Source organism: Pantoea sp. Sc1 (assembly GCF_000255315.1).
GTDB lineage: Bacteria > Pseudomonadota > Gammaproteobacteria > Enterobacterales > Enterobacteriaceae > Pantoea > Pantoea anthophila.
Window position 1 is genome coordinate 86,970 of sequence record NZ_AJFP01000001.1, and the last position, 26,098, is coordinate 113,067.

General features: G+C 59.1%; 19 protein-coding genes. 3 read left to right on the forward strand and 16 right to left on the reverse strand.

The window, feature by feature from the left end; all coding sequences use genetic code 11:
• Window positions 1-15 precede the first annotated feature (15 nt).
• Genes S7A_RS00455 through cysJ form a run of 3 tightly spaced genes read right to left on the reverse strand, consistent with a single transcriptional unit; the run spans window position 16 to window position 4,279 of the window.
• Window positions 16-750, reverse strand: a complete 735-nt coding sequence (locus tag S7A_RS00455) for a phosphoadenylyl-sulfate reductase (protein WP_009086951.1) — start codon at window positions 748-750, stop codon at window positions 16-18.
• Window positions 747-2,468 (reverse strand): assimilatory sulfite reductase (NADPH) hemoprotein subunit, encoded by a 1,722-nt coding sequence (gene cysI, locus S7A_RS00460; protein ID WP_009086953.1) that lies wholly within the window; start codon window positions 2,466-2,468, stop codon window positions 747-749. Before cysI ends, S7A_RS00455 begins: the two co-directional genes overlap by 4 nt.
• The gene (gene cysJ, locus S7A_RS00465; protein ID WP_009086955.1) at window positions 2,468-4,279 is read right to left on the reverse strand and encodes an NADPH-dependent assimilatory sulfite reductase flavoprotein subunit; all 1,812 of its coding nucleotides are present in this window, start codon (window positions 4,277-4,279) and stop codon (window positions 2,468-2,470) included. The genes cysI and cysJ overlap by 1 nt, the downstream gene beginning before the upstream one ends.
• A 299-nt stretch (window positions 4,280-4,578) precedes the next feature.
• Here cysJ and queD point away from each other — a divergent pair, with 299 nt between their 5' ends.
• A complete protein-coding gene (queD, locus tag S7A_RS00470; RefSeq protein ID WP_009086958.1) occupies window positions 4,579-4,938 on the forward strand; it encodes a 6-carboxytetrahydropterin synthase QueD in 360 nt (119 codons plus the stop codon).
• A gap of 105 nt (window positions 4,939-5,043) precedes the next feature.
• On the opposite strand, the gene queE is transcribed toward queD, so the two are convergent.
• From queE to rlmD, 6 genes are all read right to left on the reverse strand, one after another.
• Entirely contained in the window at window positions 5,044-5,715 is a 672-nt protein-coding gene (gene queE, locus S7A_RS00475) for a 7-carboxy-7-deazaguanine synthase QueE (RefSeq protein ID WP_009086960.1), read from the reverse strand.
• A 229-nt stretch (window positions 5,716-5,944) separates the two neighbouring features.
• Window positions 5,945-7,240 carry a phosphopyruvate hydratase gene (gene eno, locus S7A_RS00480; protein ID WP_009086962.1) on the reverse strand — a complete coding sequence of 432 codons (1,296 nt, stop codon included), beginning with the start codon at window positions 7,238-7,240 and terminating at the stop codon, window positions 5,945-5,947.
• Window positions 7,241-7,316: 76 nt separating this feature from the next.
• Window positions 7,317-8,954, reverse strand: a complete 1,638-nt coding sequence (gene pyrG / locus S7A_RS00485; protein WP_009086964.1) for a glutamine hydrolyzing CTP synthase — start codon at window positions 8,952-8,954, stop codon at window positions 7,317-7,319.
• 232 nt (window positions 8,955-9,186) lie between these two features.
• Window positions 9,187-9,972, reverse strand: coding sequence for a nucleoside triphosphate pyrophosphohydrolase (mazG, locus tag S7A_RS00490; protein ID WP_009086966.1), 786 nt, complete (start codon window positions 9,970-9,972; stop codon window positions 9,187-9,189).
• Window positions 9,973-10,128: 156 nt separating this feature from the next.
• On the reverse strand, window positions 10,129-12,360 hold the full coding sequence (relA, locus tag S7A_RS00495; RefSeq protein ID WP_009086968.1) for a GTP diphosphokinase: 2,232 nt from the start codon (window positions 12,358-12,360) through the stop codon (window positions 10,129-10,131).
• A gap of 29 nt (window positions 12,361-12,389) precedes the next feature.
• A complete protein-coding gene (gene rlmD, locus S7A_RS00500) occupies window positions 12,390-13,706 on the reverse strand; it encodes a 23S rRNA (uracil(1939)-C(5))-methyltransferase RlmD (RefSeq protein ID WP_009086970.1) in 1,317 nt (438 codons plus the stop codon).
• A 92-nt stretch (window positions 13,707-13,798) separates the two neighbouring features.
• Here rlmD and barA point away from each other — a divergent pair, with 92 nt between their 5' ends.
• A complete protein-coding gene (barA, locus tag S7A_RS00505; protein ID WP_009086972.1) occupies window positions 13,799-16,528 on the forward strand; it encodes a two-component sensor histidine kinase BarA in 2,730 nt (909 codons plus the stop codon).
• An 18-nt stretch (window positions 16,529-16,546) separates the two neighbouring features.
• On the opposite strand, the gene S7A_RS00510 is transcribed toward barA, so the two are convergent.
• The 6 genes from S7A_RS00510 to S7A_RS00535 all read right to left on the reverse strand — a co-directional run bounded on the left by S7A_RS00510 (window position 16,547) and on the right by S7A_RS00535 (window position 23,524).
• Window positions 16,547-17,686 carry a glycerate kinase gene (locus S7A_RS00510; RefSeq protein WP_009086974.1) on the reverse strand — a complete coding sequence of 380 codons (1,140 nt, stop codon included), beginning with the start codon at window positions 17,684-17,686 and terminating at the stop codon, window positions 16,547-16,549.
• Between the two features lie 75 nt (window positions 17,687-17,761).
• Window positions 17,762-18,646: a 2-hydroxy-3-oxopropionate reductase gene (gene garR, locus S7A_RS00515; RefSeq protein WP_009086976.1), complete on the reverse strand. Its 885-nt coding sequence runs from the start codon at window positions 18,644-18,646 to the stop codon at window positions 17,762-17,764.
• An 18-nt stretch (window positions 18,647-18,664) separates the two neighbouring features.
• Window positions 18,665-19,435, reverse strand: coding sequence for a 2-dehydro-3-deoxyglucarate aldolase (garL, locus tag S7A_RS00520; protein ID WP_009086978.1), 771 nt, complete (start codon window positions 19,433-19,435; stop codon window positions 18,665-18,667).
• Window positions 19,436-19,477: 42 nt separating this feature from the next.
• Complete coding sequence (gene gudD, locus S7A_RS00525) at window positions 19,478-20,809, reverse strand: glucarate dehydratase (RefSeq protein ID WP_009086980.1); 1,332 nt, start codon at window positions 20,807-20,809, stop codon at window positions 19,478-19,480.
• Window positions 20,810-20,819: 10 nt separating this feature from the next.
• Window positions 20,820-22,166, reverse strand: coding sequence for an enolase C-terminal domain-like protein (locus S7A_RS00530; RefSeq protein ID WP_009086982.1), 1,347 nt, complete (start codon window positions 22,164-22,166; stop codon window positions 20,820-20,822).
• Complete coding sequence (locus S7A_RS00535) at window positions 22,163-23,524, reverse strand: MFS transporter (protein WP_009086984.1); 1,362 nt, start codon at window positions 23,522-23,524, stop codon at window positions 22,163-22,165. The genes S7A_RS00530 and S7A_RS00535 overlap by 4 nt, the downstream gene beginning before the upstream one ends.
• Window positions 23,525-24,029: 505 nt before the next feature.
• Between S7A_RS00535 and garD the strand changes: the two genes are divergently transcribed.
• Window positions 24,030-25,589 (forward strand): galactarate dehydratase, encoded by a 1,560-nt coding sequence (gene garD, locus S7A_RS00540; RefSeq protein WP_009086986.1) that lies wholly within the window; start codon window positions 24,030-24,032, stop codon window positions 25,587-25,589.
• Between the two features lie 55 nt (window positions 25,590-25,644).
• Here the strand turns inward: garD and S7A_RS00545 are convergent, their stop codons facing one another.
• A complete protein-coding gene (locus S7A_RS00545) occupies window positions 25,645-26,091 on the reverse strand; it encodes a flavodoxin (protein ID WP_009086989.1) in 447 nt (148 codons plus the stop codon).
• Window positions 26,092-26,098: the final 7 nt, after the last annotated feature.

Below are 26,098 nucleotides of genomic sequence, written 5' to 3' on the forward strand. Positions count from 1 at the left end.
GAAGAGGCGCGGGATTCAGCCTTCGTGCAGGCCGCACTCACGCTTGAGACCGAAGAAGCGGGTCTCTTCTTCTGCCATACCCGGCTCCCACTTGCGGGTGGTGTGGGTATCGCCCACCGAGAGATAGCCCTCATCCCACAGCGGATGGTATTTCAGCTTGTGCTGTTCCAGATACTGATGAATCTTCCGGTTATCCCAGTCGATAATCGGCAGCACCTTAAAGACGCCGCGCTGCACGCCCAGCACCGGCAGATTCGCCCGGCTGCCCGACTGATCGCGGCGCAAACCGGCAAACCAGGTCTGCGCGCCCAGGGTTTCCAGCGCGCGGTTCATCGGTTCGACTTTGTTAATCTCGTTATACTTCTCAATCCCCTCGACGCCCTGCTCCCACAGTTTGCCGTAGCGCGCTTCCTGCCAGGCCGGGGAGGTTTCGGCGCGGAACACTTTGAGGTTGAGATTGAGCTGGTCTGCCAGCTCATCAATAAAACGATAAGTCTCCGGGAAGAGATAGCCGGTGTCGGTCAGGATCACCGGAATATCGGGCTGCTGACGCGTCACCAGGTGCAGCGACACCGCGGCCTGAATACCGAAGCTGGAGGAGAGCACATAGGCGCCCGGCAGATGCTCCAGCGCCCAGCTGACCCGCTCTTCTGCTGACGCCTTCTCCAGCTGCGCATTGGTCGCTGCCAGCGCCATTGCACGCTGGACTTTGGACATCTCATTCAGTGCTGCGAGGTCAGGATGACTCATTTTGCCTCCTCCCAAAAGTCGCGTGCCGGGTCCAGCACCGGCGCGACAATGCCCGCGCGGATGGTGAAGTCACCAAAGCCTTCTGCGGCCTGGCGCTCGGTGGCCCAGCGTCCCACCAGCTCATCAATGGTGGCGAGAATTTCGCTTTCGTTAATGTTCTCACGGTACATGCGGGGAATACGCGTTCCGGTGCGGTTTCCGCCCAGATGCAGGTTATAGCGGCCTGGCGCTTTACCCACCAGACCCAGCTCTGCCAGCATGGCACGACCACAACCGTTCGGACAACCGGTAACGCGTAACACTATGTGCTCATCACCGACGCCGTGCGCATGCATGATGCCCTCGACTTTGGTCACGAAGGCGGGCAGGAAGCGTTCTGCTTCCGCCATCGCCAGCGGACAGGTCGGGAAGGCCACGCAGGCCATCGAGTTTTCGCGCTGCGGCGTGACGTGATCCATCAGACCATGTTCACGGGCGATCGCTTCAATCTTCGCTTTCTCGCTCTCCGGCACGCCCGCCACAATCAGGTTCTGGTTGGCGGTCAGGCGGAAATCGCCCTGATGAACTTTCGCAATTTCGGCAATGCCGCTCTTCAGCGGACGGCCCGGATAGTCGAGCAGGCGACCATTCTCGATAAACAGCGTCAGGTGCCATTTATTGTCGATGCCTTTAATCCAGCCAATGCGATCGCCACGGGTGGTGAATTCATACGGGCGGATCGGCTCAAAGGTCACACCGGCACGTTTTTCCACTTCCGCCTTAAAGGTCTCGACGCCCACGCGCTCCAGGGTGTACTTGGTTTTGGCGTTTTTACGGTCGGTACGGTTACCCCAGTCGCGCTGGGTGGTGACAACCGCTTCAGCCACGTCGAGGATCTTATCCACCGGGAAGTAGCCAAACTCGCTGGCGGTGCGTGCGTAGGTCGCTTTGTTGCCGTGCTCGATCGACAGGCCGCCGCCTACCAGCAGGTTAAAGCCCACCAGCTTGCCATTTTCAGCGATCGCCACGAAGTTCAGGTCGTTGGCGTGCAGATCCACGTCGTTGTGCGGCGGGATCACCACCGTCGTTTTGAACTTACGCGGCAGATAGGTTTCACCGAGGATCGGCTCTTCATCGGTGGTCGCGATCTTTTCCTTATCCCACCAGATCTCGGCATAGGCACGGGTGCGCGGCAGCAGATGCTCAGAGAGCTTCTTCGCCCACTCATACGCTTCCTGATGCAGTTCCGACTCAACCGGGTTCGAGGTGCAGAGCACGTTACGGTTGACGTCGTTGGCGGTCGCCAGCGCGTCCAGCCCCACTTCGTGCAGCATCTGATGCGTCGGCTTCACGTTCTTTTTCAGAATGCCGTGAAACTGGAAGGTCTGACGGTTGGTCAGACGGATGCTGCCATAAAGGGTTTTGTCGGTAGCAAATCTGTCGATAGCCAGCCACTGGGTCGGCGTAATGATCCCGCCCGGCAGACGGCAGCGCAGCATCATGGCGTGGCGCGGCTCCAGCTTCTGCTCAGCACGCTCGGCACGGATGTCGCGATCGTCCTGCTGGTACATGCCGTGGAAACGGATCAGCAGGAAGTTATCGCCGGTAAATCCACCGGTCAGACCCTCTTCCAGATCTTCTTTAATGGTGCCGCGCAGATAGTTGCTCTGCTTCTTCAGACGCTCGGCGTCGGTTAATTTGCCTTCTACAACCAGCGGTCCAGGGTGTTTATCGCTCATTAGTAAACGTCTCGCTGATAACGGCGCTCAATGCGCAGCTCACTTAAAAATTCGTCGGCCGTTTCACGATCCATTCCGCCGTGTTCGACCACCACATCCAGCAATGCCTGCTCGACGTCTTTTGCCATGCGATTGGCGTCGCCACAGACATAAAGATGCGCGCCCTCCTGAATCCAGCGCCACACTTCGGCACCTTTCGCGCGGATCTTATCCTGAACGTAAATCTTTTCAGCCTGATCGCGTGACCAGGCGAGGTCGATATGGGTCAGCAGACCATCCTTCACATATTTCTGCCACTCGACCTGATAGAGGAAATCCTCGGTGAAGTGGGGATTGCCAAAGAATAGCCAGTTTTTGCCGCCCGCACCGTCGTTATCGCGCTGCTGCATAAAGGCGCGGAAGGGAGCGATGCCGGTGCCCGGCCCGATCATGATGACCGGAGCATCCGGATCGGCCGGCAGGCGGAAGTTGTCGTTATGTTCGATAAATACCCGGACCTCACCCTCTTCTTCGATGCGATCGGCCAGCCAGGTGGATGCGCCGCCGCCACGCTGGCGACCTTCAATATCAAAGCGAACGGCACCCACGGTGATATGCACTTCGGTATCGGTTTCTGCCTGAGAGGAGGCGATAGAGTAGAGTCGCGGCGTCAGCGGACGCAGCAGTCCGGTCAGCTGTTCTGCGCTGAGCTCAGACGGAGCCAGGCGCACCATGTCGACGATGGGGTACTGCTGCGCATAGTGCTGCAGTCTGGCTTTATCATCCACCAGAGCCAGCAGTTCGGCGTTACGCGACAGCTGAGCGTACTGCGCAACAATCTGCGCCGTATTCACCGTCAGCTCGAAATGCTTCTGCAGCGCCTCGGCCAGCGGCAGCGTGCTGCCCTGAACCTCAACCGGTTCATCGCCTTTCAGCCAGACCAGCTCCAGCAGTTCGCTGACCAGCGCCGCGTCGTTTTCATACCAGACGCCCAGCGCATCGCCGGGCTGGTAGCGCAGACCGGAGTCGCCCAGATCGATTTCGATATGGCGCACATCTTTGTCGGAATCCCGTCCGGTGATTTTCTGATTCACCGCCAGGCTGGCGCTGAGCGGCGCCTCTTTGCTGTAGGGGCTGGTGGTCACTTCGTTGACGCTGCCTGCCACTGTCGCGGCCGCCTGCGCCGGCGATTCGGTCGGCACGCGCGCTTTGAGGATCGCTGTCAGCGCACTGCGCCAGGCCGTGGCCTGCTCCGCATACTCGACATCCGCATCCACGCGATCAAGCAGGCGCTCGCCGCCCAGCTCGGCCAGACGGCTGTCAAAATCTTTGCCCGCCTGACTGAAGAATTCATAGGAGGTGTCGCCCAGGCCAAACACGGCAAAGGCGGCCCCCTCCATTTTCGGTGCCTTTTTCGACATCAGGAACTTATGCAGCGCCACCGCCTCTTCAGGCGGTTCGCCCTCGCCCTGGGTCGAGGTGACGACGACCAGCATCTTTTCCTGGCCAATCTGTTTGAACTTGTAATCACCGGCGTTCACCAGGTTGACGTTCAGCTTCGCGGCCAGCAGGTCATCACGCAGCTGCTCGGCCAGACGACGGGCATTGCCGGTCTGTGAGGCGGAAAGCAGTGTGATAACCGGTGCTTCAGCGGCCGCCGCAGGCGGTGTGCTGCTGGCGACGGCGCTACCCGGTGCCTGTTCTACCCTGCCCCAGAAATAGCCTGACAGCCACGCCAGTTGAGTCGGGGAATAATCTGTCGTCGCCGCCTGTAAGCGGGCGAGTTGTTCCGGAGAGAGCGGAAGCATTGAACCAGGTGCCTGAGTCGTCATCGCGTTAAAAATTCCAGTATCAGAAGTCCGGACCGTAAAATGGCGGAAGAGTGCGTAGGTTACCGGGCTGTATATTAACGATTAAATACGCCTTCGACATATCAAATAACCAAAATGACTAAATGGTTTTTCAGGTAGGATTAATCAGCAAAAGTGGTAAGCAAAGCGGCGCTATATCAGTTAATTAGCTGGACGTCAGAGGAAGACGGGTAAAGAAAAAGAACGCTTCGTGCGCAGCGGGTGCGAAAAAAGCGGTAATCAGGTAGAATCCAGCGGTTTTTTAATGTCTGAGAACCACTATGTCTACCACCCTGTTTAAAGAATTCCAGTTCGAGGCCGCGCACCACCTTCCGAATGTGCCGGCCGGACACAAATGTGGCCGTCTGCACGGTCATTCGTTCCTGGTTCGTCTGGAGATTACCGGCGAAGTGGATGCGCATACCGGCTGGGTTATGGATTTTGCTGAACTGAAAGCGGCGTTTAAGCCGGTCTACGATCGGCTGGATCACTACTACCTGAACGATATTCCCGGCCTGGAAAATCCCACCAGCGAAGTGCTGGCGAAATGGATCTGGGATCAGATGAAGCCGCAACTGCCGCTGTTAAGCGCGGTCATGATCAAAGAAACCTGCACTGCGGGCTGCGTTTACCGCGGCTGACCCTGTCGGATCGAATCCTTCGATCCGACGCGGCTCCCCCTTTTTCGCCTCTGCCATCCCCTTTTCTTCACTCCCCTCCGCGCGCAGAAACCGCCGCGATGAAAATCAGGCGATATTGAGATATTTGTGAGTCTGCATCGACAGACGCCAGTTGCGGGCGATGCAGGTCTCAATGCAGAGGCGGGTCGCCTCCTCTTTGCGGCTGATGGGCTGAAGCGCGATGATGCGCGTTTTGCTGTCCTCAATGCCCGCCAGTAGCGCATCCAGTGCCTCGACATCACGCTGGCGCGCCACCGGATGTTTGATTTCATCAGCCCGGCTCAGGGCCTGCGGCAGCACGTCGTAGCCGCCGCGCATGTTCACCTTCGGCGACACCGTCACCCAGGTCCGTTCAGAGCAGTGGATTTCGTGAGTGCCACTGGTCTCAATCTGGCACTGAAAACCCTGCTGTTCCAGCGCAGCGGTTAACGGGCGCAGATCGTATATCGCCGGTTCACCGCCGGTAATCACCACGTGCCGCGCCGTCCAGCCCTGCTGTTCGATGGCGCGAAGCAGGGTCGCCGCGTCGGCATCGCCCCAGGCGTCACTCTCCACCGTTTTAATCAAAATGTCGCCCAGCGAGGTCTCCCGATCTGCCCGTTTGTCCCAGGTATGTTTGGTATCGCACCAGCTACAGCCCACCGGGCATCCCTGCAGGCGGATAAAGAGAGCAGGCACGCCGGTGTAGTAACCTTCGCCCTGCAGTGTCTGGAACATTTCGTTAATCGGGTAGAACATTTTTTACTCGCCTGGATAAATCGGGGCGCTGATTATGGCAGATTTGTCGCGCAGCTCAACCACGCGTTGTGCCTTTTCTCCGCGCGCAGGGAACTGCACGGGCCGGCAGGAATGCCGCTTGATCGGGCCCTGCCATCCGTGACTGTACACTGCATAAACAGAAAGCCCCGCACAGGGCGGGGCTTTCTGTTTATGCGATGCCACGCAACGTGGCATCAGCACCGGGTCATTACTGACCTTTAACTTCTTTCAGACCGTTGAATGGCGCTTTAGAACCCAGCGCTTCTTCGATACGGATCAGCTGGTTGTACTTAGCAACACGGTCAGAGCGGCTCATTGAACCGGTTTTGATCTGGCCTGCTGCAGTACCAACCGCCAGGTCAGCGATGGTCGCATCTTCGGTTTCACCTGAACGGTGAGAGATCACCGCAGTGTAGCCCGCGTCTTTCGCCATTTTGATCGCAGCCAGAGTTTCGGTCAGAGAACCGATCTGGTTGAATTTGATCAGGATGGAGTTAGCGATACCTTTTTCGATACCTTCTTTCAGGATTTTGGTGTTGGTTACGAACAGGTCATCACCCACCAGCTGGATTTTGTCGCCCAGAACTTTGGTCTGGTAAGCGAAGCCGTTCCAGTCAGATTCGTCCAGGCCATCTTCGATAGAGACGATCGGATACTGTTTAGTCAGATCTTCCAGGAAGTGGGTGAACTCTTCAGAGGTGAACGCTTTACCGCCTTCACCGGCCAGAACATATTTGCCATCTTTGTAGAACTCAGATGCCGCACAGTCCATCGCCAGGGTGATGTCTTTGCCCAGCTCGTAGCCTGCTGCTTTTACCGCTTCTGCGATAACAGCCAGTGCTTCAGCGTTGGAACCCAGGTTTGGTGCGTAGCCGCCTTCGTCACCGACAGCGGTGCTCATGCCTTTGCTTTTCAGCACTTTTGCCAGGTTGTGGAACACTTCAGAACCCATACGGATGGCTTCTTTCACGTTAGCTGCGCCAACCGGCTGAATCATGAACTCCTGGATGTCGACGTTGTTGTCAGCATGTTCGCCACCGTTGATGATGTTCATCATTGGCAGAGGCATAGAGTATTTGCCCGGGGTGCCGTTCAGTTCAGCGATGTGCTCATACAGTGGCTGACCTTTAGACGCCGCCGCCGCTTTTGCCGCCGCCAGGGAAACAGCCAGAATGGCGTTTGCACCGAAGTTAGATTTGTTCTCAGTACCGTCCAGGTCGATCATGATCTTGTCGATGTTCGCCTGATCTTTCGCGTCTTTGCCTTTTACCGCTTCAGCAATCGGACCGTTTACTGCAGCAACGGCTTTGGTTACGCCTTTGCCCAGGAAACGTGATTTGTCACCGTCACGCAGTTCCAGCGCTTCGCGTGAACCGGTAGAGGCACCTGATGGCGCAGCGGCCAGGCCTACGAAACCGCCTTCCAGATGCACTTCAGCTTCAACAGTCGGGTTACCACGTGAGTCGATAATTTCGCGACCGATGACTTTTACGATTTTGGACATTACGATTTTCCTCAGTACAAGTTAGTCAATCCTAAGACAAACAACGCGCGAAAAGTTCGCGCGCTGTTTGTGAAATTTACTTCGCTAAACGCTTCTGATGCTCATGCGCGGCTTTCACAAAGCCGGCAAACAACGGATGGCCGTCGCGTGGGGTCGAGGTGAACTCCGGGTGGAACTGGCAAGCCACAAACCACGGGTGGTTCGGGATCTCGATGATCTCAACCAGCTGATCATCACCAGAGCGACCCGCTACGCGCAGACCGGCTGCTTCAATCTGCTTTAACAGCATATTGTTGACTTCATAGCGGTGACGATGGCGCTCAACGATGGTGTCAGAGCCGTAGAGCTGGCGAACCTGGCTGCCCGGCGTTAACTGACACTGCTGGCTGCCCAGACGCATGGTACCGCCCAGATCGCTCTGCTCGCTGCGGACTTCGACGTTGCCCTCTTCGTCACGCCATTCGGTGATTAATGCCACCACCGGGTATTTACAGTCTGGCACAAATTCGGTGGAGTTGGCGCCCGGCATCCCGGCGACATTGCGCGCAAACTCCATCAGCGCAACCTGCATGCCCAGGCAGATACCCAGGTACGGCACATTGTTTTCACGCGCATACTGCGCGGTCATCAGCTTGCCTTCAACACCGCGGTAACCGAAGCCACCCGGAATCAGAATCGCATCCAGATCTTTCAGCAATTCGACACCGCGTGATTCCACATCCTGCGAATCGATCAGTTTGATGTTCACGGTCACGCGATTTTTCAGGCCGCCATGTTTCAGCGCTTCGATCACGGACTTGTAGGCATCCGGCAGCTCAACATACTTGCCCACCATACCGATGGTGACTTCGCCACCCGGATTGGCTTCTTCGTAAATGACCTGCTCCCACTCGGCCAGGTTGGCTTCCGGTGCGTTCAGGTTGAAGCGCTTGCAGATATAGTCATCCAGGCCCTGCGATTTCAGCATGCCAGGAATCTTGTAGATGGAATCGACGTCCTTCAGCGAGATCACCGCTTTTTCAGGGACGTTACAGAACAGGGCGATTTTGGCGCGTTCGTTAGCCGGTACGGCACGGTCAGAACGGCAAATCAGCACGTCTGGCTGGATACCGATCGACAGCAGCTCTTTAACAGAGTGCTGAGTCGGTTTGGTTTTCACCTCACCCGCCGCCGCCATATAAGGCACCAGCGTCAGGTGCATGTACATGGTGTGCTCGCGGCCCACATCGACAGCCATCTGACGAATCGCTTCCAGGAACGGCAGCGATTCGATATCGCCTACCGTGCCGCCGATTTCGACCAGCACGACATCATGACCTTCACCGCCTTCAATGATGCGCTCTTTGATGGCGTTGGTGATGTGCGGGATAACCTGAATGGTTGCGCCCAGATAGTCGCCCCGGCGCTCTTTGCGCAGGACATCTGAGTAGATACGACCCGTGGTGAAGTTGTTGCGACGCGTCATTTTGGTGCGGATGAAGCGCTCGTAGTGACCCAGATCCAGGTCAGTTTCGGCGCCGTCGTCAGTGACGAAAACTTCGCCGTGCTGCGTCGGGCTCATGGTGCCTGGATCCACGTTGATATACGGGTCCAGCTTCATGATGGTCACGTTCAGACCACGGGCTTCGAGAATGGCTGCGAGGGAGGCTGCGGCAATGCCTTTACCCAGAGAGGAAACGACCCCGCCGGTCACAAAAATATAATTCGTTGTCATGCTGAACCTGAGAGTTTAGGTTTAAAGACGGTGGAATAACCAGGACGGGAAAACAGTATACTGGAAACCGCTATCAGCCACAATTGATGAATCACAGCCATCCTCCAACGCATTGCTGCGGCTAACATAGCGGATAGCCGCCAAAGAAATGTTGACGTGCGTCACAAAGTTGATGGCGCGCTGAATCGTGTAAGCGCAAACGGCGACTTTATGCACAGCGCTGGAATAATCATCACTTCTCCCCGGCTTTGACCTGCTGCCAGGCGGCCTCCATCTGTTCCAGCGTCGCACCCGGCATACTCAGTCCCTGCGCGGCAATGATCGCTTCCACCGCGCGGAAGCGGCGCTCAAACTTGTCGTTGGCCTTCTGCAGCGCGGTTTCTGCTTTGCTGCCCAGATGGCGCGACAGGTTGACGGTGGCAAACAGCAGATCGCCAATCTCCTCTTCCAGTTTTTCGCTGTCCACCACGCTCTGCTGCGCCTCATGCATGACCTCATCAATCTCTTCATGCACTTTCGCCACCACCGGCCCCAGGGTGGTCCAGTCGAAGCCGACATTATGACAACGCTTCTGGATTTTATGGGCGCGCATCAGCGCAGGCAGTGCTTTGGGGATATCGTCCAGCGCCGAATGCTGCGCTTTCTCTGCCCGTTCGGCGCTCTTAATCGCTTCCCAGTTTTTCAGCACCTCCGTGCTGGTTTCCGCCGTGGCCTCGCCAAAGATGTGCGGATGACGGCGCTCCAGCTTGTCGCTGATGGCGTGGCAGACATCCTCAAAGTTGAATCGATCCGCTTCACTCGCCATCTGGGCATAAAAGACCACCTGAAACAGCAGGTCGCCCAGCTCGCCGCGCAGGTCACTGAAATCTTCGCGCTGGATGGCGTCCAGCACCTCATAGGTCTCTTCCAGCGTATAGGGCGCGATGGTGGCAAAGGTCTGTTCACGATCCCACGGACAGCCATGCTCGGGATCGCGCAGGGTTTTCATAATGCCAAGCAGGCGCTCAATAGCGTTCATTCGGGTAGATCCTTGATTGATGGTCAGATGACAGGAAACAGAGAGGCGCATGAAAGGCGCTGACGGATGCAGTAACGCGCGTCCGGCAGCGCCCCGGGGTGCAGATTGCGCCCGCGCAACCGCACGCTGCCGGTTGCCGCAGGGCCTGACTGACAATCAGTGCAGGCGACGGGCGTCAATGATATCAGAGACCTGGTTCAGACGCGCCAGGACACGTCCGAGTACCTGATGGTTGTAGATCTCGATGTCCATGTCGATGGTGGCGAGCTGTTTTTTGGTGTCGCTGCGGCTGGACACGCCCAGCACATTCACTTTCTCATTGGCAAGAATGGTGGTGATGTCGCGCAGCAGCCCGCTGCGATCGTTGGCCGTCACCCGCACCACCAGCGAATAGCCGCTGGAGTAGCTTTCGCCCCACACCGCATCGACGATGCGTTCCGGGGCGTGAGAGATCAGTTCGGCCAGCTGGTCGCAGTCGGCGCGGTGGATAGAGATGCCGCGTCCCTGGGTGATGAAACCGACAATATCGTCGCCCGGGATCGGCTGGCAGCAGCGGGCGATATGGTGCATCAGATTGCCCACCCCTTCCACGACCACGCGCCCGCTCTCTTTGCGCGCCGGCGGAGTGTAGGCTTTCTGCGTCAGCTGGCGCAGCGCCTCACGATCTTCCTCTTCGGCGCTCGGCTTATTCAGCTTCGCCTGCAGGAAGTTCACCATCTGGTTGAGACGAATATCGCCGCCGCCAATCGCCGCCAGCAGCTCTTCAAGCGAGGTCACGTTATAGCGCGGCAGCAGCAGTTTTTCCGCCTCGCGCAGGCTGATATCGAACTGGTTCAGCTCGTTATCCAGAATCTGCCGTCCGGCGGCAATGTTCTTGTCGCGATCCTGCTTGCGGAACCAGTTGTGGATCTTCGAGCGTCCGCGGCTGGTGGTGATGTAGCCCAGGTTCGGGTTGAGCCAGTCGCGACTCGGGTTTGGCTGCTTCTGGGTAATCACCTCAACCTGGTCGCCCATCTGTAACTGATAGGTAAACGGCACAATGCGGCCGCCGATTTTTGCGCCGATGCAGCGGTGACCGATGTCGCTGTGAATATGGTAGGCAAAGTCGAGCGGTGTCGATCCGGCAGGCAGATCCACCACGTCCCCTTTCGGGGTAAAGACGTAGACCCGGTCATCAAACACCTGGCTGCGCACCTCTTCAAGCAGCTCGCCCGAGTCCGCCATCTCCTCCTGCCAGCTGATCAGCTTACGCAGCCAGGCGATGCGCTCTTCGTGGCCGGCAGCACCACGCGCGCTGCTCGAGGTTGGGCCCTCTTTGTATTTCCAGTGCGCCGCCACCCCCAGCTCCGCATCTTCATGCATCTGGCGGGTACGGATCTGAATCTCCACCGTTTTGCCCTGCGGGCCTAACACCACGGTATGAATCGACTGATAGCCGTTGGGTTTCGGGTTAGCGACGTAGTCATCAAACTCGCTGGGCAGATGGCGATAGAGCGTATGCACCGTGCCCAGCGCGCCGTAGCAATCCTGCAGGCGATCGGCCACGATGCGCACCGCCCGCACATCAAACAGCTCATCAAAGGCCAGCGACTTTTTCTGCATCTTACGCCAGATGCTGTAGATATGTTTCGGACGACCGTAGACCTCGGCGCGCACGCCCTCTTTGGCCATCTCTTTGCGCAGGTTGCTGACGAAGTTGTCAATATACTGCTCGCGGTCGATACGCCGCTCATGCAGTAACCGGGCGATATGCTTGTATTCGTCGGGATGCAGATAGCGGAAGCAGTAATCTTCCAGCTCCCATTTGAGCTGACCGATGCCGAGACGGTTGGCCAGCGGGGCATAGATGTTGGTGCTCTCTTTGGCCGCCAGCACCCGCTCATCTTCCGGCGCATCTTTCATTTCGCGCAGGTTCATGATGCGTTCGGCCAGCTTCAGCACCACGCAGCGGAAATCTTCGACCATCGCCAGCAGCATACGGCGGACGTTATCGACCTGTTCAGAGGCCATGGAGTCGTTGTGAATCGCTTTCAGCTGGCGGATGGCGTCCATGTCGCGCACGCCGTGCACCAGCGAGACGATGCCTTTGCCGACGGCGGTTTCCAGCTCCTCCTCACTCACCACTTCATCGTTAGCCAGCGGGAAGATCAGCGCCGCACAGAGGCTTTCGATATCCATGCTGAGCATGGAGAGGATTTCCACCATCTCGATCCCGCGCCACAGCAGCAGCGACTGATCGGGATGGTCCTGCGTCTGCGCTTCACAGTAGCGCCAGGTATCGGCAACGCGTTGACATGATTGCGGGTTGGCGATACCGAGACTGGCGATCCACTGGTCGAGGGCAAATTCCCCCTCAGTATTTAAATGCGCACTTCTGACCGCAACCATAACCTCTCCTGCACAACGACATACATCGCTTATGTTTTTCTGAACAGCACCATGGATTCGAGATGACGGGTATGAGGGAACATATCCAGCATCGCGACCCTTTCCAATTGGTAGCCTGCTGACAGCAAGACCTGACTGTCGCGGGCGAGTGTTGTTGGATTACACGACACATAGACCACGCGTTCTGGCGCAAGTTTAACCACATGTGCCATTACGCCCGCAGCCCCGGCGCGTGCCGGATCGAGTAATACCTTGTTAAATCCCTGTGCCGCCCACGGCTGGCGCGACACCGTCTCTTCCAGATTATGCTGAAAAAAACTGACGTTTTTAAGATTATTCGAATCAGCATTATACGCTGCCTGCCGCACTAATGCTGCAACCCCCTCCACACCAACCACATTTTGTACGAAGATTCCTATAGGAAGTGTGAAGTTTCCCATGCCGCAAAAGAGATCCAGAACCCGGTCTTCCGGTTGCAGATCGAGCCAGGCTATCGCCTTTGCCACCATCTGCTGATTCACCGCATCGTTAACCTGAATAAAGTCCTGTGGACTGAAGGTTAGCTTAAGCTGGTGAGAGTGATAAAAAGGTGTCTGAGTCGTTAGCGACGTTAACCCTTCATCACCCGCATCCAGGAAGAGCATCAGCTGATGCTTATGCGAAAACTGTTCCAGTTTTTCACGGTCGTCCGGGTGCAGCGCATCAAGATGGCGCAGGATCATCAGCGGGCCGTTATCCGCCAGCACCAGTTCCACATGACCGAGACGCCTGACGGCGCGCAGTGCACTCAGGCAGTGGTGCAGCGGCACCAGCAATGCCTCAAGTTCGGGCACTAAAACGGGGCAGTGCTGGATATCGACCAGATCGTTGCTCGCCTCCTGGCGAAACCCCATCTGCAGCCGCTGCGCTTTATTCTGCCACTGCAGACCCAGACGGGCGCGACGCCGGTAGCCCCAGGGTTCACCGGCGATCACCTCCTCCACCGCGATCGTCTGCGCGGCGGCCTGGCTCAGCATCCGGCTCAGCGCCTGAGCTTTGCTCTGCTGCTGCAGCTCCACCTCTGCATGCTGCTGCTGGCAGCCACCGCAGCGATCAAAGTGGGGACAGTGCGGTGCAACGCGTGCCGGACTGCGGCTGAGCAGCCGTTTCACTTTCCCCCGGGCAAACTGGCGTTTATCCTCTGTCAGCGTGATCTCCGCCTGTTCACCCGGCAAGGCACCGGCGACAAAAATCGTTTTGCCTTTGTGACGCGCCACGCCCTGACCGAACGGATCGAGCTCATCGATGGTGACGGTGATCCGCTGTTGTGTCGCCACGCGCTGTTTTGCAACGTAAAATTGCGCCATAGTGTTATCAGTTCTCTTTATCGAAACGACCTGCACGGTGCTGTCGACAGGATGTGCAGGGAGGTTAATGCCGGAGTAGCCAGGCGACTATTATGACCAAATACAGCCTGCGGGCGCGAATGATGATTTTAATTCTGGCACCCACGCTGATGGTTGGCCTGCTGCTCAGCTCATTTTTTGTGGTCCATCGCTACAATGAACTGCAGCGCCAGGTAATCGATGCCGGGGCGAATATCATCGAACCGCTGGCTATCTCCAGCGAATACAGCATGACCTGGGACGATCGCGATGCGATGCGGGAGCTGGTGAGTTTACTGCACCGCCGCCACTCCGGCATCGTCCGGGCGATCTCGGTGTTCGATAATCATAACCAGCTCTACGTGACCTCCAATAACCGGCAGAATCTCAGCCTGCTGCAGCAGGAGGATATCCACGCCCTGCCCGATGATGTCTCCATGGAGCGTCACGGTAATCTGTTGATTCTGCGCACGCCGATCACGGCCGAGCGTTACGATCTGGATGAATTGCCCGATGAAAAGGTCAAACCCTCGGGCAACCCCCTGGGCTATGTGGCGATTGAACTCGATCTGCAGTCGGTGCGCCTGCAGCAGTATAAAGAGGTGTTTGTCGCGACCCTGATGCTGCTCTTCTGCCTCTGCCTTGCGATGCTGTTTGCCTATCGGCTGATGCGTGATGTCACCGGCCCCATCCGCAACATGGTGACCACCGTTGACCGCATCCGCCGCGGTCAGCTCGACAGCCGCGTTGAGGGGTACATGCTGGGCGAACTCAGCACGCTGAAAAACGGCATCAACGCCATGGCGATGTCGCTGACCGCCTATCACGAAGAGATGCAGCACAACATCGACCAGGCGACGTACGATCTGCGGGAAACGCTGGAACAGCTGGAGATTCAGAACGTCGAACTGGATCTGGCGAAGAAGCGCGCTCAGGAAGCGGCGCGCATCAAATCGGAGTTCCTGGCAAACATGTCGCACGAGCTGCGAACGCCGCTTAATGGCGTGCTGGGCTTTACCCGCCAGATGCTGAAAACTCAGCTGCGCACGACCCAGCGCGACTACATGCAGACCATCGAGCGCTCGGCCAACAACCTGCTCAGCATCATTAACGACGTGCTCGATTTTTCGAAGCTGGAAGCGGGCAAGCTGATGCTGGAGGCGATCCCCTTCCCCCTGCGTGCCACCCTGGATGAGACCCTGGTGCTGCTGGCCCCGTCGGCGCATGACAAGGGGCTGGAGCTGACGGTGGTGTGCGACAGCAGCGTGCCGGACAACGTCATCGGCGATGCGCTGCGCCTGCAGCAGATTCTGATCAACCTGATTGGCAACGCCATCAAGTTTACTGAACAGGGCCATATCGGCCTGCGCGTCACGCAGCGCGTTATGACCCAGACGCGCGTCGAGCTGGAGATTCAGGTAGAGGATAGCGGCATCGGTATCTCTGAGCAGCAGCAGACGCAGCTGTTTCAGGCGTTCCGCCAGGCCGACGCCAGTATTTCGCGCCGTCATGGCGGCACCGGGCTGGGGCTGGTCATCACCCAGAAACTGGTGCGGGAGATGGGCGGGGATATCACCTTCAGCAGCCAGCCGGATCAGGGCTCTACTTTTGTGATTCGTGTGCAGCTGGATCTTAACCCCAACGCGCCCGGTATGCCGCGCGTGCTGGAAGCGCTGTCACAGTCCCGCATCGCCTATGTCGAGGCGGATGCCACCGTCGCCCGCGCGGCGCTGGAGATGCTGAGCGCCACGCCGTTGCAGATCGACTACAGCGAAACGCTGGAGGGCCTGCCGGCGTCCCACTATCCGCTGCTGCTGATGGCGATGCCGGTCAGCATCAGCCAGCCCGAGCTGCTGAACGAGGGGAGGATCAATGCGCTGCTGGATCGGGCAGATAATGTGCTGATGGCCCTGCCCAGCCCGATGATGCTGCTGGCTGATGAACTGAAGGTGCGCGGCATTGACGGCTGCATTGCGAAGCCAATCTCCCTGACGCGACTCCTGCCGATGCTGCTGGATCTGCACACCCGCCAGATCAGCGAGCTGCCCTTCTCCCCGCGCCTGCCGCTGACGGTGATGGCTGTGGATGATAACCCTGCCAACCTCAAGCTGATTGGTGCGCTGCTGGAGGAGCAGGTGCAGAATATCCTGCTGTGCAGCAGCGCCGAACACGCTATCCGCGAGGCGCGCCAGCAGTCGCTGGATGTGATTCTGATGGATATTCAGATGCCTGACATCGATGGCATTCGCGCCAGCGAAATCATCCGTGGTCTGCCGCTGCACGCCACGACCCCCATCGTGGCGGTGACCGCTCACGCCATTGATGGCGAACGCGAGCAGCTCATCAAAGCGGGCATGAATGACTATCTCGCCAAACCGATTGATGAGAGCAAGTTAAGGCAACTGCTGGCGCGCTATACACCCGCACCGGTGGTCGCCGTGCCGGAACTGCCGCCGATACTGCCGACGCTGGACTGGCAGCTGGCACTGCGGCAGGCGGCGAATAAACCCGACCTGGCACGGGATCTGCTGCGGATGCTGCTGGAGTTTTTACCGGAAGTTCACGCGAAGATGGCGCAGTTTATGGCCGCTAATGAGGTCACGGCCCTGCGGGAGATCATTCACAAGCTGCACGGCAGTGCCAGCTACAGCGGCGTGCCACGCATGAAGCAGCTCTGCCACCAGCTGGAGAGAGAGCTGCTGCAGGCCAGCGATATCGCCGCCCTGGAGCCGGAACTGCTGGAGCTGCAGGATGAGATGGAGAACGTGGCGCGTGAAGCCCGACAGCTGCTGGGCATCGGGTAATCCGGGCTGGCCGCAGGATCAGTGAAAGCCGGCCAGCTTTAGCGTGGCGGCGACGTTACGCGCCGTCATCGTTACATTTTTGCCGGCCGTGGCGAGCGCCTCATCCAGCGTGCAGATACTGTAGAGCACGCTGAACACCGCATCAATACCATGCTGATGCACCACCCCCACATCCGCCGTCAGGCTGCCGGCGATGCCTATCACCGGCTTGTTGAAGCGCTTTGCCACGCTGGCGACCCCCACCGGCACCTTGCCATTGATACTCTGGCTGTCGATGCGACCTTCCCCGGTAATCACGAGGTCGGCATCTTTTACCTGCTCCGCCAGCCCCAGCGCCTCCGTGACAATTTCGATGCCGCGCCGCAGTTCTGCCTGGCAAAAGGCGTGCAGCGCCGCCCCCATGCCGCCCGCCGCACCGCCGCCGGGGATATGCAGCACGTCGATATCAAGGTCGCGCTGAATAATCGCGGCGTAGTGGGTCAGCGCCTGATCGAGCTGCTGCACCAGTGCCGGTGTCGCCCCTTTCTGCGGACCGAAAACAGCCGAAGCGCCCTCCTTTCCGGTCAGCGGATTGGTGACGTCGCATGCCACCTCAATGCGACACTGCCGAAGACGGGCATCCAGTGCGTCAATCTCAATGGTGGCGAGATCAGGCAGCGCCCCGCCGCCGTAACCAATCTGCTGGCCGCGATCGTCCAGCAGCCGGGCGCCCAGCGCCTGCATCATCCCGGCACCGCCATCGTTGGTCGCACTACCGCCAATGCCAATAATGATGTGGCCGACGCCTTTATCCAGCGCATGCCGGATCAGCTCGCCGGTGCCGAACGAGGTGGTGATCAGCGGATCGCGCTGGGCGGCGGGCACCCGCTCCAGTCCGCTGGCTGCCGCCATTTCGATATAGGCGGTGGACGCATCGCCGGAGAGGCCATAGAAAGCCTCGACCTGTGTGCCCAGTGGCCCGGTCACCTTCAGCCTGACGATGTTTCCTTTCGTCGCCGCGACCATCGCTTCTACCGTTCCTTCGCCGCCGTCGGCGACCGGTATTTTCACGTAGTGGGCATCGGGAAAGATGTCACGGAATCCCGCTTCAATCGCCGATGCCACCTCCAGGGCGGATAAACTCTCTTTATATGAATCCGGTGCGATTACGATTTTCATAGGCAATCCGAGCACAGTTGAGTCATTGAAACGGCGCTGAACCCGGCCGGTTTCCGCGGAGACCGGCACCGGGATTTAGCGGGCGATTTCAACCTTCGCTAACTTCTCATAATAGCAGGCCAGCGCACTGTGGTCGGACGTTCCCTGGCCATCATTACGCAGCGCCTGCATCATCTCCATCACCGCCGCCGTCAGCGGCAGATGCGCGCCCAGCGTGTGCGAGGTATCCAGAGCGTTCGCCAGATCCTTGATATGCAGGTCGATGCGGAAGCCCGGTCTGAAGTTGCGATCCATCACCATCGGCGCTTTCGCCTCCAGCACCGTGCTGCCCGCCAGGCCGCCACGAATCGCCTGGAACACCAGCTCCGGACTGACCCCCGCTTTGGTCGCCAGCGACAGGGCTTCGGACATCGCCGCGATGTTCAGCGCCACAATCACCTGATTGGCCAGCTTGGTGACATTGCCTGCGCCGATGTCACCGGTGTGCACTACCGATCCCGCCATCGCCTTCATGATGTCGTAACAGCGATCAAACACCGCTTTATCTCCGCCGGCCATGACGGAAAGCGTGCCTTCAATCGCTTTCGGCTCCCCGCCGCTGACCGGGGCGTCCAGCATGCTGATCCCTTTCTCAGCCAGCGCATCGTGCACTTCCCGACTCGCCAGCGGCGCAATCGAGCTCATGTCGATCACCACCAGGCCCGGCTTCGCGCCTTCGATAATGCCGCCCTCTCCCAGGCAGACCGCTTTCACCTGCGGCGAGTTGGGCACCATGGTAATAACCACCTCACACTGCTCAGCCACCTCTTTCGGCGAGGTTGCCACGGTCGCGCCCAGTTCAGCCAGTTCAGCTTCGTTGCTGGCGTGGTGATCGCGCACCACCAGTGAATAGCCCGCTTTCAGCAGATTTTTGCTCATGGGTTTACCCATGATGCCCAGGCCAATAAATCCAATCTTCATTGCATGTCTCCTTGCTGCTTAGCGCTTAAATTTGTCGCACAACGCCTGGGTGGCGCTGCGGAATACCCCGAGATCGCTGCCGACCGCCACAAAGGTGGCTCCCCACTCCAGATAACGACGGGCGTCCGCCTCCACCGGGGCCAGAATGCCCGCTGGCTTCCCGGCCGCTCTGGCACGGTCAAAAATGTGTTTAATCACGTTCAGCACCTCCGGGTGGGCGGGCTGGCCGAGGTAGCCCAGCGCCGCAGAGAGATCGCCCGGTCCGACGAAGATGCCGTCCACGCCGTCGACCGCGGCTATGGCGTCGATGTGGTCAACCGCCTGCCGGGTTTCGATCTGCACCAGCACGGTGATGTTGTCATTGATGCTCTGGTTGTAATCCGGCAGGGTGCCGTACATGTTGCTGCGATGGGAGACCGACACGCCGCGAATACCGGCGGGCGGATAACGGGTGGAGGCGACCGCGCGCCGCGCCTCCTCTTCTGTCTCAACAAAGGGCACGAGGAAGTTGTTAAACCCGATATCCAGCAGGCGCTTGATGATCACCGGCTCGTTGCAGGGCGGCCGTACGACCGGCGCACTGTGGCTCCCTTTCAGCGCCATCAGCTGTGGCACAAACGTGGTGATATCGTTGGGCGCATGCTCCCCATCCAGCACCAGCCAGTCAAAACCGGCCAGCCCCAGGATTTCGGTAGAGATCGGATTGGCCAGCGCGCACCAGCTGCCAATCAGGGTTTCACCCGCTAACAGGCGACGACGAAATCCGTTGGGCCAGGCTGTATTACTCATGGTTGAACTCCTGTGACGACGGCTCCGCGTGAGCCAGAAAGATTAACGAACCAGGCACGGACGTTTGTTATCGAAAGTCCAGCCTGGCACCAGGAACTGCATCGCTTCGGCATCGTCACGCGCGCCCAGCCCCTGCTTCTGATAGAGCGCGTGGGCCTGCATCACCTGATCCATATCCAGCTCGATACCGAGACCGGGCTTCTGCGGCACCTGCACCATGCCGCCTTTGATCAGGAACGGCTCTCTGGTGAGACGCTGATTCCCCTCCTGCCAGATCCAGTGGGTATCGATGGCGGTGATCGCGCCCGGTGCGGCCGCGGCAACGTGGGTAAACATCGCCAGCGAAATGTCAAAGTGATTATTGGAGTGGGAGCCCCAGGTCAGGCCGAAGTCGTGGCACATCTGTGCGACCCGCACCGAGCCCTGCATCGTCCAGAAATGGGGGTCGGCCAGCGGAATGTCGACCGACTGCAGCGACAGGGTGTGTCCCATCTGCCGCCAGTCGGTGGCGATCATATTGGTGGCGGTAGGCATGCCGGTCGCGCGGCGGAACTCCGCCATCACTTCCCGCCCGGAGTAGCCCTGCTCCGCGCCACAGGGATCTTCTGCGTAGGCGAGCACGCCCTTGAGCTGTTTGCCGAGCAGGATCGCCTCATTGAGCGACCAGGCTCCATTGGGATCGAGGGTAATACGCGCCGTGGGAAAGCGTTTTGCCAGCGCCGTCACCGCTTCGGCCTCTTCGCCGCCGCGCAGCACGCCGCCTTTGAGTTTGAAGTCGTTGAAGCCATATTTCTCATAGGCGGCCTCCGCCAGGCGCACCACGGCCTCGGGGGTCAGCGCCTCTTCATGACGCAGGCGATACCAGTCGCACGGATCGTCCGGCTGGCTCTGATATGGCAGGGCGGTTTTTCTGCGGTCGCCGATATAGAAGAGGTAGCCGAGCATCTCCACGCGGTCGCGCTGTTGCCCGTCACCCAGCAGCGAGGCAACGTTAACGCCCAGGTGCTGACCCAGCAGATCCAGCAGTGCTGCCTCAATGCCGGTGACCACATGGATTGTGGTGCGCAGATCAAAGGTCTGGTTGCCGCGACCGGCCGCATCCCGATCGGCAAACGTCGTGCGCACCAGGCTGAGGGTATTTTTATATTCGCCCAGCGTTTTGCCGACCACCAGCGAGGCGGCATCTTCCAGCGTCTGACGAATTTTCTCCCCGCCGGGGATTTCACCGACGCCGGTATGTCCGGCGTTATCTTTGATAATGACAATGTTGCGGGTGAAGAATGGCGAGTGCGCGCCGCTGAGATTCAGCAGCATACTGTCGTAGCCGGCAACCGGGATCACCTGCATGGCGGTCACTTTAGGTGTTGAACTCATCTCCTGCTCCTTATGCTGTTGCACGGCCAAATGCCGGGCGCTTGCGCTCAAATGTCCAGCCGGGGATCAGATACTGCATCGCCGTGGCGTCGTTGCGCGCACCGGCGGGCAGTGACTGATAGAGCTCACTGGCTTTGTGCACCTGGTCCCAGTCGAGCTCGATCCCCAGACCCGGCGCATCCGGCACGGCAATCTTTCCGTTGCGGATTTGCAGCGGGTTTTTCGTCAGGCGCTGATCGCCCTCCTGCCAGATCCAGTGGGTGTCAATCGCGGTCGGGTTACCTGGCGCGGCCGCACCGACATGGGTGAACATCGCCAGCGAAATATCGAAATGGTTATTGGAATGGCAGCCCCACGTCAGGCCCCACTCATCGCACAGCTGGGCGACCCGCACGGCCCCGCTCAGCGTCCAGAAGTGCGGGTCCGCCAGCGGGATGTCGACCGCGTTAACCATCACCGCGTGGTTCATCTCCCGCCAGTTGGTCGCGATCATATTGGTGGCGACCGGCAGGCCGGTCGCGCGCCGGAACTCGGCCATCACTTCACGTCCCGAATAGCCCTGCTCTGGCCCGCAGGGGTCTTCGGCGTAGCTCAGCACATCCTGCATCCCCTTACAGAGGGCGATGGCCTCATCCAGCCGCCATGCCCCGTTGGGGTCCACCGTGATGCGCGCGCCGGGAAAACGCTGTTTCAGCGCCACCGCGGTGGCGATCTCCTGCTCGCCCGGCAGCACGCCCCCTTTAAGTTTGAAATCTTTAAAGCCATAGCGATCCGCCGCCGCCTCCGCCAGCCGCACGACCGCTTCGCTGGTGAGCGCCTCCTGATGACGCAGGTGATACCAGTCGTGGCTGGTCTGCTCGCCACTCTGATAGGGCAGATCGGTTTTGCGGCGGTCACCGAGATAGAAGAGATAGCCCAGCACCGTGACTTCATCCCGCTGTTTGCCCGGCCCCAGCAGTTCCGCCACCGGCACGCCCAGACACTGTCCCAGCAGGTCGAGCAGCGCCGCTTCCAGCGCGGCCACGGCGTTGACCCGCAGCTCAAAGGTCCAGGCACCGTTGCCAAAGGTGGTGAAGTCAGCCGACGCATTCCCTTTGTGCACCTGCTGCACCAGACGATTCATGCGGGCAATCTGCTGGCCTTCGACCTGCGGAATGGCCGCCACCAGGGTCTGATAGATGGTGTCGCCGCCGGGCGCTTCACCCACGCCGGTGTGTCCGGCGCTGTCAGTGAGCACCACGATATTGCGGGTAAAACAGGCGTTATGCGCGCCGCCAATGTTGAGCAGCATACTGTCGTAACCGGCGACCGGGATAACCTGCATCGCCGTAATCACGGGTGAACTTTGCGTCGTCATGAGGCGTCCTTAACCGGCCGGGTTTTCAGTTCAACACGTTTGATATCACCGGCGATCACCAGGAAGCTGAAGGCGGCGACAAAGGCATGGATACCGACATAGATCAGCGCACCCTCAAAGGAGCCGCTGGTGGCGATGATGTAGCCGATAGCGATGGGCGTCACGATGCCGGAGAAGTTGCCGAACATGTTGAACAGGCCGCCGCTCAGGCCACTGATCTCTTTGGGGGCGGTATCCGCCATCACCGCCCATCCCAGTGCGCCGATCCCTTTACCGAAGAACGCCAGCGCCATGAAGAAGACCACCAGCCACTCGGTTTCGGTGTAGTTACACATCACCATTGAGATAGAGAGCAGCATGCCGAGCACAATCGGCGTTTTACGTGCAATATTCAGCGAGCCGGTTTTGCGCATCAGCCAGTCGGAGATCACCCCACCCAGCACCCCGCCGAGGAAGCCACACACCGCCGGCACCGAAGCGATAAAGCCCGCTTTGAGAATCGACATGCCGCGCGCCTGCACCAGATAGACCGGAAACCAGGTGATAAAAAAGTAGGTTAAGGCGTTAACACAATACTGGCCGAGGTAGATGCCGAGCATCATGCGGGAGGTCAGCAGCTGTTTGATCTGGAACCACTTTTCGCTCCAGCTCACCCTGCGGCTCTCCTTTTTGACATCCATATTGATCAGCGCCCCGCCCTGCTCCATGTAGGCCAGTTCGGCTTTGTTTACGCCGGGGTGGTCGGTGGGATCGTGGATCACTTTCAGCCAGATGAAGCTCAGGATGATCCCCAGCCCGCCCATGAACCAGAAGACGTGTGCCCAGCCCACTTCCGACACCAGCCAGCCCATGATGGGCGCAAAGATCACCGTGGCGAAATATTGCGCTGAATTGAAGATCGCCACCGCGGTGCCACGCTCCTGCGCCGGAAACCAGGCGGCCACGATGCGGCTGTTGCCAGGGAAAGAGGGGGCTTCAGCCAGCCCCACCAGGAAGCGCAGCAGAAAGAGTGACACGATGATGCCGAAGCCGCTGAAGATATCGACAAAGCCCTGCAGCAGGGTAAACAGCGACCAGGTAAAAATACTCCAGAAGTAGACGCGCTTTGAGCCAAAACGATCGAGCAGCCAGCCGCCTGGGATCTGACCAATCACGTACGCCCATGAGAAAGCAGAGAAGATGTAGCCCAGTCCGACCGAATCGAGGCCGATATCTTTGGACATCGCCGAACCGGCTATCGAAATGGTGGCGCGGTCGCCGTAGTTGAATGAGGTGACGATGAATAACATCACCACAATCCAGTAACGGGCGTTGGTGCGCTTCTGCACCGCTTCCGCAGTCTGGCTGAAACTATTCATGATGCACTCCTGAAATATAGCGTGAGCTACATTCGCTCTGACTGCATACACATCGCGTTGGGTATCAGAGAGAAGTTGGGTTAAACACGGCGATCTCTTTGGTTCAGGACGGGCTAATACGTCGTGACAGATAACCTGACTTTGGCTAACGGCGCTCAGTATAAAAACAGCCTGTGGCGAGCACATTGGCGTATCGCCCTGGAATAACAGCCGTTATGAAGTGATTGTCTGGCGGATGCACAAACCCCTGCGGCATGGCTCACGAAAGCGGCAAATAGCGCGGCCGAAACCGTGCCGGGTCGCCCTTTCCCCTCCGCTTTGTGAGGCGTTTCACTTGCTTCTGGAGAATCGACCCAAAACAGCGCGGCAGATCGGCGTAATAGTGGTCAGTTGCACAATGTGTGGCCTGCTTCCCCTCTTTATACTGAAGCTGGCTAATACACCGCAGGTAACAGGTCAGATTATGCGAGCCGGACAAGCCGGTGCGCCCGACAGGAGATGAGCGATGAACCCCACAACAGATGAACAGCCGCTCTGCATCAGAGTCCATGAGCATGACAACGTGGCGATTGTGGTCAACACGCTGGGTCTGCCCGCTGGCACGCAGTTTGCGGATGGCCTGACGCTGACGGAACATGTGCCGCAGGGGCATAAAGTCGCGCTGCAGACGATTCACCAGGGAGGGGCGATCGTGCGTTATGGCGAAGTGATCGGTTATGCCGTGCGGGATATTGCCTGCGGCAGCTGGATCGATGAGTCACTGGTGGCGCTGCCGGAGGCGCCGCCGCTGGCGAGCCTGCCGTTAGCCACCCAGGTCCCGCCCGACCTGCCGCCGCTGGAGGGCTACACCTTTGAGGGCTACCGCAATGCGGATGGCAGCGTGGGTACCCGTAACCTGCTCGGCATCACCACCAGCGTCCACTGTGTGGCGGGTGTGGTGGATCATGTGGTGCAGATCATCGAACGGGAGTTACTGCCGCGCTATCCGAATGTGGATGGCGTGGTCGCGCTGAATCACCTCTACGGCTGCGGCGTGGCAATCAACGCCCCTGCAGCGGTGGTGCCGATTCGCACGATTCACAACCTGGCGCTGAATGCGAATTTCGGCGGTGAAGTGATGGTCATCAGCCTCGGCTGCGAAAAGTTACAGCCGGAGCGTCTGCTGACCGGCACCCCCGACGTGCAGGCGATTTCGCTGGATGATGATGACATCGTGCGTTTGCAGGATGAAAAGCTGGTGGGGTTTGGTGCGATGGTAAAGGCGATTCTGCAGGTGGCAGAGCGTCATCTTCAGCGGCTGAATCAGCGTCAGCGCGAAACCTGTCCCGCCTCGGAACTGATTGTCGGCATGCAGTGCGGCGGCAGCGATGCGTTTTCCGGCGTGACAGCGAATCCGGCGGTGGGGTTCGCCTCGGATCTGCTGGTGCGCTGCGGGGCTACCGTGATGTTTTCTGAAGTCACGGAGGTGCGGGATGCCATTCACCTGCTGACGCCGCGGGTCATTAATGAAGAGGTCGGAAGGCGTTTACTTGAAGAGATGGCCTGGTATGACAATTACCTCGACCAGGGCAACACCGACCGCAGCGCCAATCCGTCACCGGGCAATAAAAAAGGGGGACTGGCGAACGTGGTGGAGAAAGCGCTCGGCTCCATCGCCAAATCGGGACGCAGCGCCATTGTGGAAGTGCTGTCCCCCGGTCAGCGCCCCACCCGCCGCGGACTGATCTACGCGGCAACGCCCGCCAGCGATTTTGTCTGCGGCACCCAGCAGCTCGCCTCCGGCATTACGCTGCAGGTCTTCACCACCGGTCGCGGCACCCCGTACGGGCTGGCGGCCATTCCGGTCATCAAGATGGCAACCCGTAACGCGCTGGCCGAGCGCTGGCACGATCTGATGGATATCAATGCCGGCACGATTGCCACCGGAGAAGAGAGTATTGAGCAGGTCGGCTGGCGGCTGTTTGCGTTGATTCTCGATATCGCCAGTGGCAGGAAGCAGACCTGGTCCGATCGCTGGGGCATCCGTAATCAGCTGGCGGTCTTTAATCCGGCACCGGTGACGTGAGCCGTGCCCGGCGTCTCCCTGCCGTCGGCTGGCAGAGAGAGCCCGGGCGAGGCGATCAGAGCAGCGCACCCCAGGCATCGACCCAGGGCGAGGTCACCGCTTCCGGCTCAGGGTTCTCGGTGGCATCCACCAGCAACACCTCACCGACCCGCTGTGCGCCCTGCTCCTGCAGCAGCGCATCAAAGGCTTTGCCCGCGCCACAGAAGTGGTCGTAACTGCTGTCGCCCAGCGCAATGACGCCATAGCGCAGCGCGGGCTGGTGCCCCAGCTGATCCTTTATCGCGTGGAACAGACCGGAAATGGTGTCAGGAAAATCGCCCTGACCGGTGGTTGAGGTGACGATTAACGCCACATCGCCTGCAAAGGCCTGCCAGTCCGCCAGCGTCGGGTCATCAAACAGGGTCACGCTGTGCCCCTGCTGCTGCAGAACCGGCTCGGCCTCTTCTGCCACCAGCAGCGCATTGCCGTAAACCGTCCCCACAAAAATGCCAATCTTTGCCATCTGATCT

Excerpts from the sequence above, each read along its gene's own strand:
- relA (WP_009086968.1), bottom strand. The coding sequence starts at position 12,360 with ATGGTTGCGGTCAGAAGTGCGCATTTAAATACTGAGGGGGAATTTGCC.
- S7A_RS00545 (WP_009086989.1), bottom strand. The coding sequence starts at position 26,091 with ATGGCAAAGATTGGCATTTTTGTGGGGACGGTTTACGGCAATGCGCTG.
- garL (WP_009086978.1), bottom strand. The coding sequence starts at position 19,435 with ATGAGTAATACAGCCTGGCCCAACGGATTTCGTCGTCGCCTGTTAGCG.
- cysI (WP_009086953.1), bottom strand. The coding sequence starts at position 2,468 with ATGAGCGATAAACACCCTGGACCGCTGGTTGTAGAAGGCAAATTAACC.
- garD (WP_009086986.1), top strand. The coding sequence starts at position 24,030 with ATGAACCCCACAACAGATGAACAGCCGCTCTGCATCAGAGTCCATGAG.
- rlmD (WP_009086970.1), bottom strand. The coding sequence starts at position 13,706 with ATGGCGCAATTTTACGTTGCAAAACAGCGCGTGGCGACACAACAGCGG.
- cysJ (WP_009086955.1), bottom strand. The coding sequence starts at position 4,279 with ATGACGACTCAGGCACCTGGTTCAATGCTTCCGCTCTCTCCGGAACAA.
- eno (WP_009086962.1), bottom strand. The coding sequence starts at position 7,240 with ATGTCCAAAATCGTAAAAGTCATCGGTCGCGAAATTATCGACTCACGT.
- barA (WP_009086972.1), top strand. The coding sequence starts at position 13,799 with ATGACCAAATACAGCCTGCGGGCGCGAATGATGATTTTAATTCTGGCA.
- S7A_RS00535 (WP_009086984.1), bottom strand. The coding sequence starts at position 23,524 with ATGAATAGTTTCAGCCAGACTGCGGAAGCGGTGCAGAAGCGCACCAAC.
- garR (WP_009086976.1), bottom strand. The coding sequence starts at position 18,646 with ATGAAGATTGGATTTATTGGCCTGGGCATCATGGGTAAACCCATGAGC.
- S7A_RS00510 (WP_009086974.1), bottom strand. The coding sequence starts at position 17,686 with ATGAAAATCGTAATCGCACCGGATTCATATAAAGAGAGTTTATCCGCC.
- mazG (WP_009086966.1), bottom strand. The coding sequence starts at position 9,972 with ATGAACGCTATTGAGCGCCTGCTTGGCATTATGAAAACCCTGCGCGAT.
- S7A_RS00530 (WP_009086982.1), bottom strand. The coding sequence starts at position 22,166 with ATGACGACGCAAAGTTCACCCGTGATTACGGCGATGCAGGTTATCCCG.
- S7A_RS00455 (WP_009086951.1), bottom strand. The coding sequence starts at position 750 with ATGAGTCATCCTGACCTCGCAGCACTGAATGAGATGTCCAAAGTCCAG.
- queE (WP_009086960.1), bottom strand. The coding sequence starts at position 5,715 with ATGTTCTACCCGATTAACGAAATGTTCCAGACACTGCAGGGCGAAGGT.
- pyrG (WP_009086964.1), bottom strand. The coding sequence starts at position 8,954 with ATGACAACGAATTATATTTTTGTGACCGGCGGGGTCGTTTCCTCTCTG.
- queD (WP_009086958.1), top strand. The coding sequence starts at position 4,579 with ATGTCTACCACCCTGTTTAAAGAATTCCAGTTCGAGGCCGCGCACCAC.
- gudD (WP_009086980.1), bottom strand. The coding sequence starts at position 20,809 with ATGAGTTCAACACCTAAAGTGACCGCCATGCAGGTGATCCCGGTTGCC.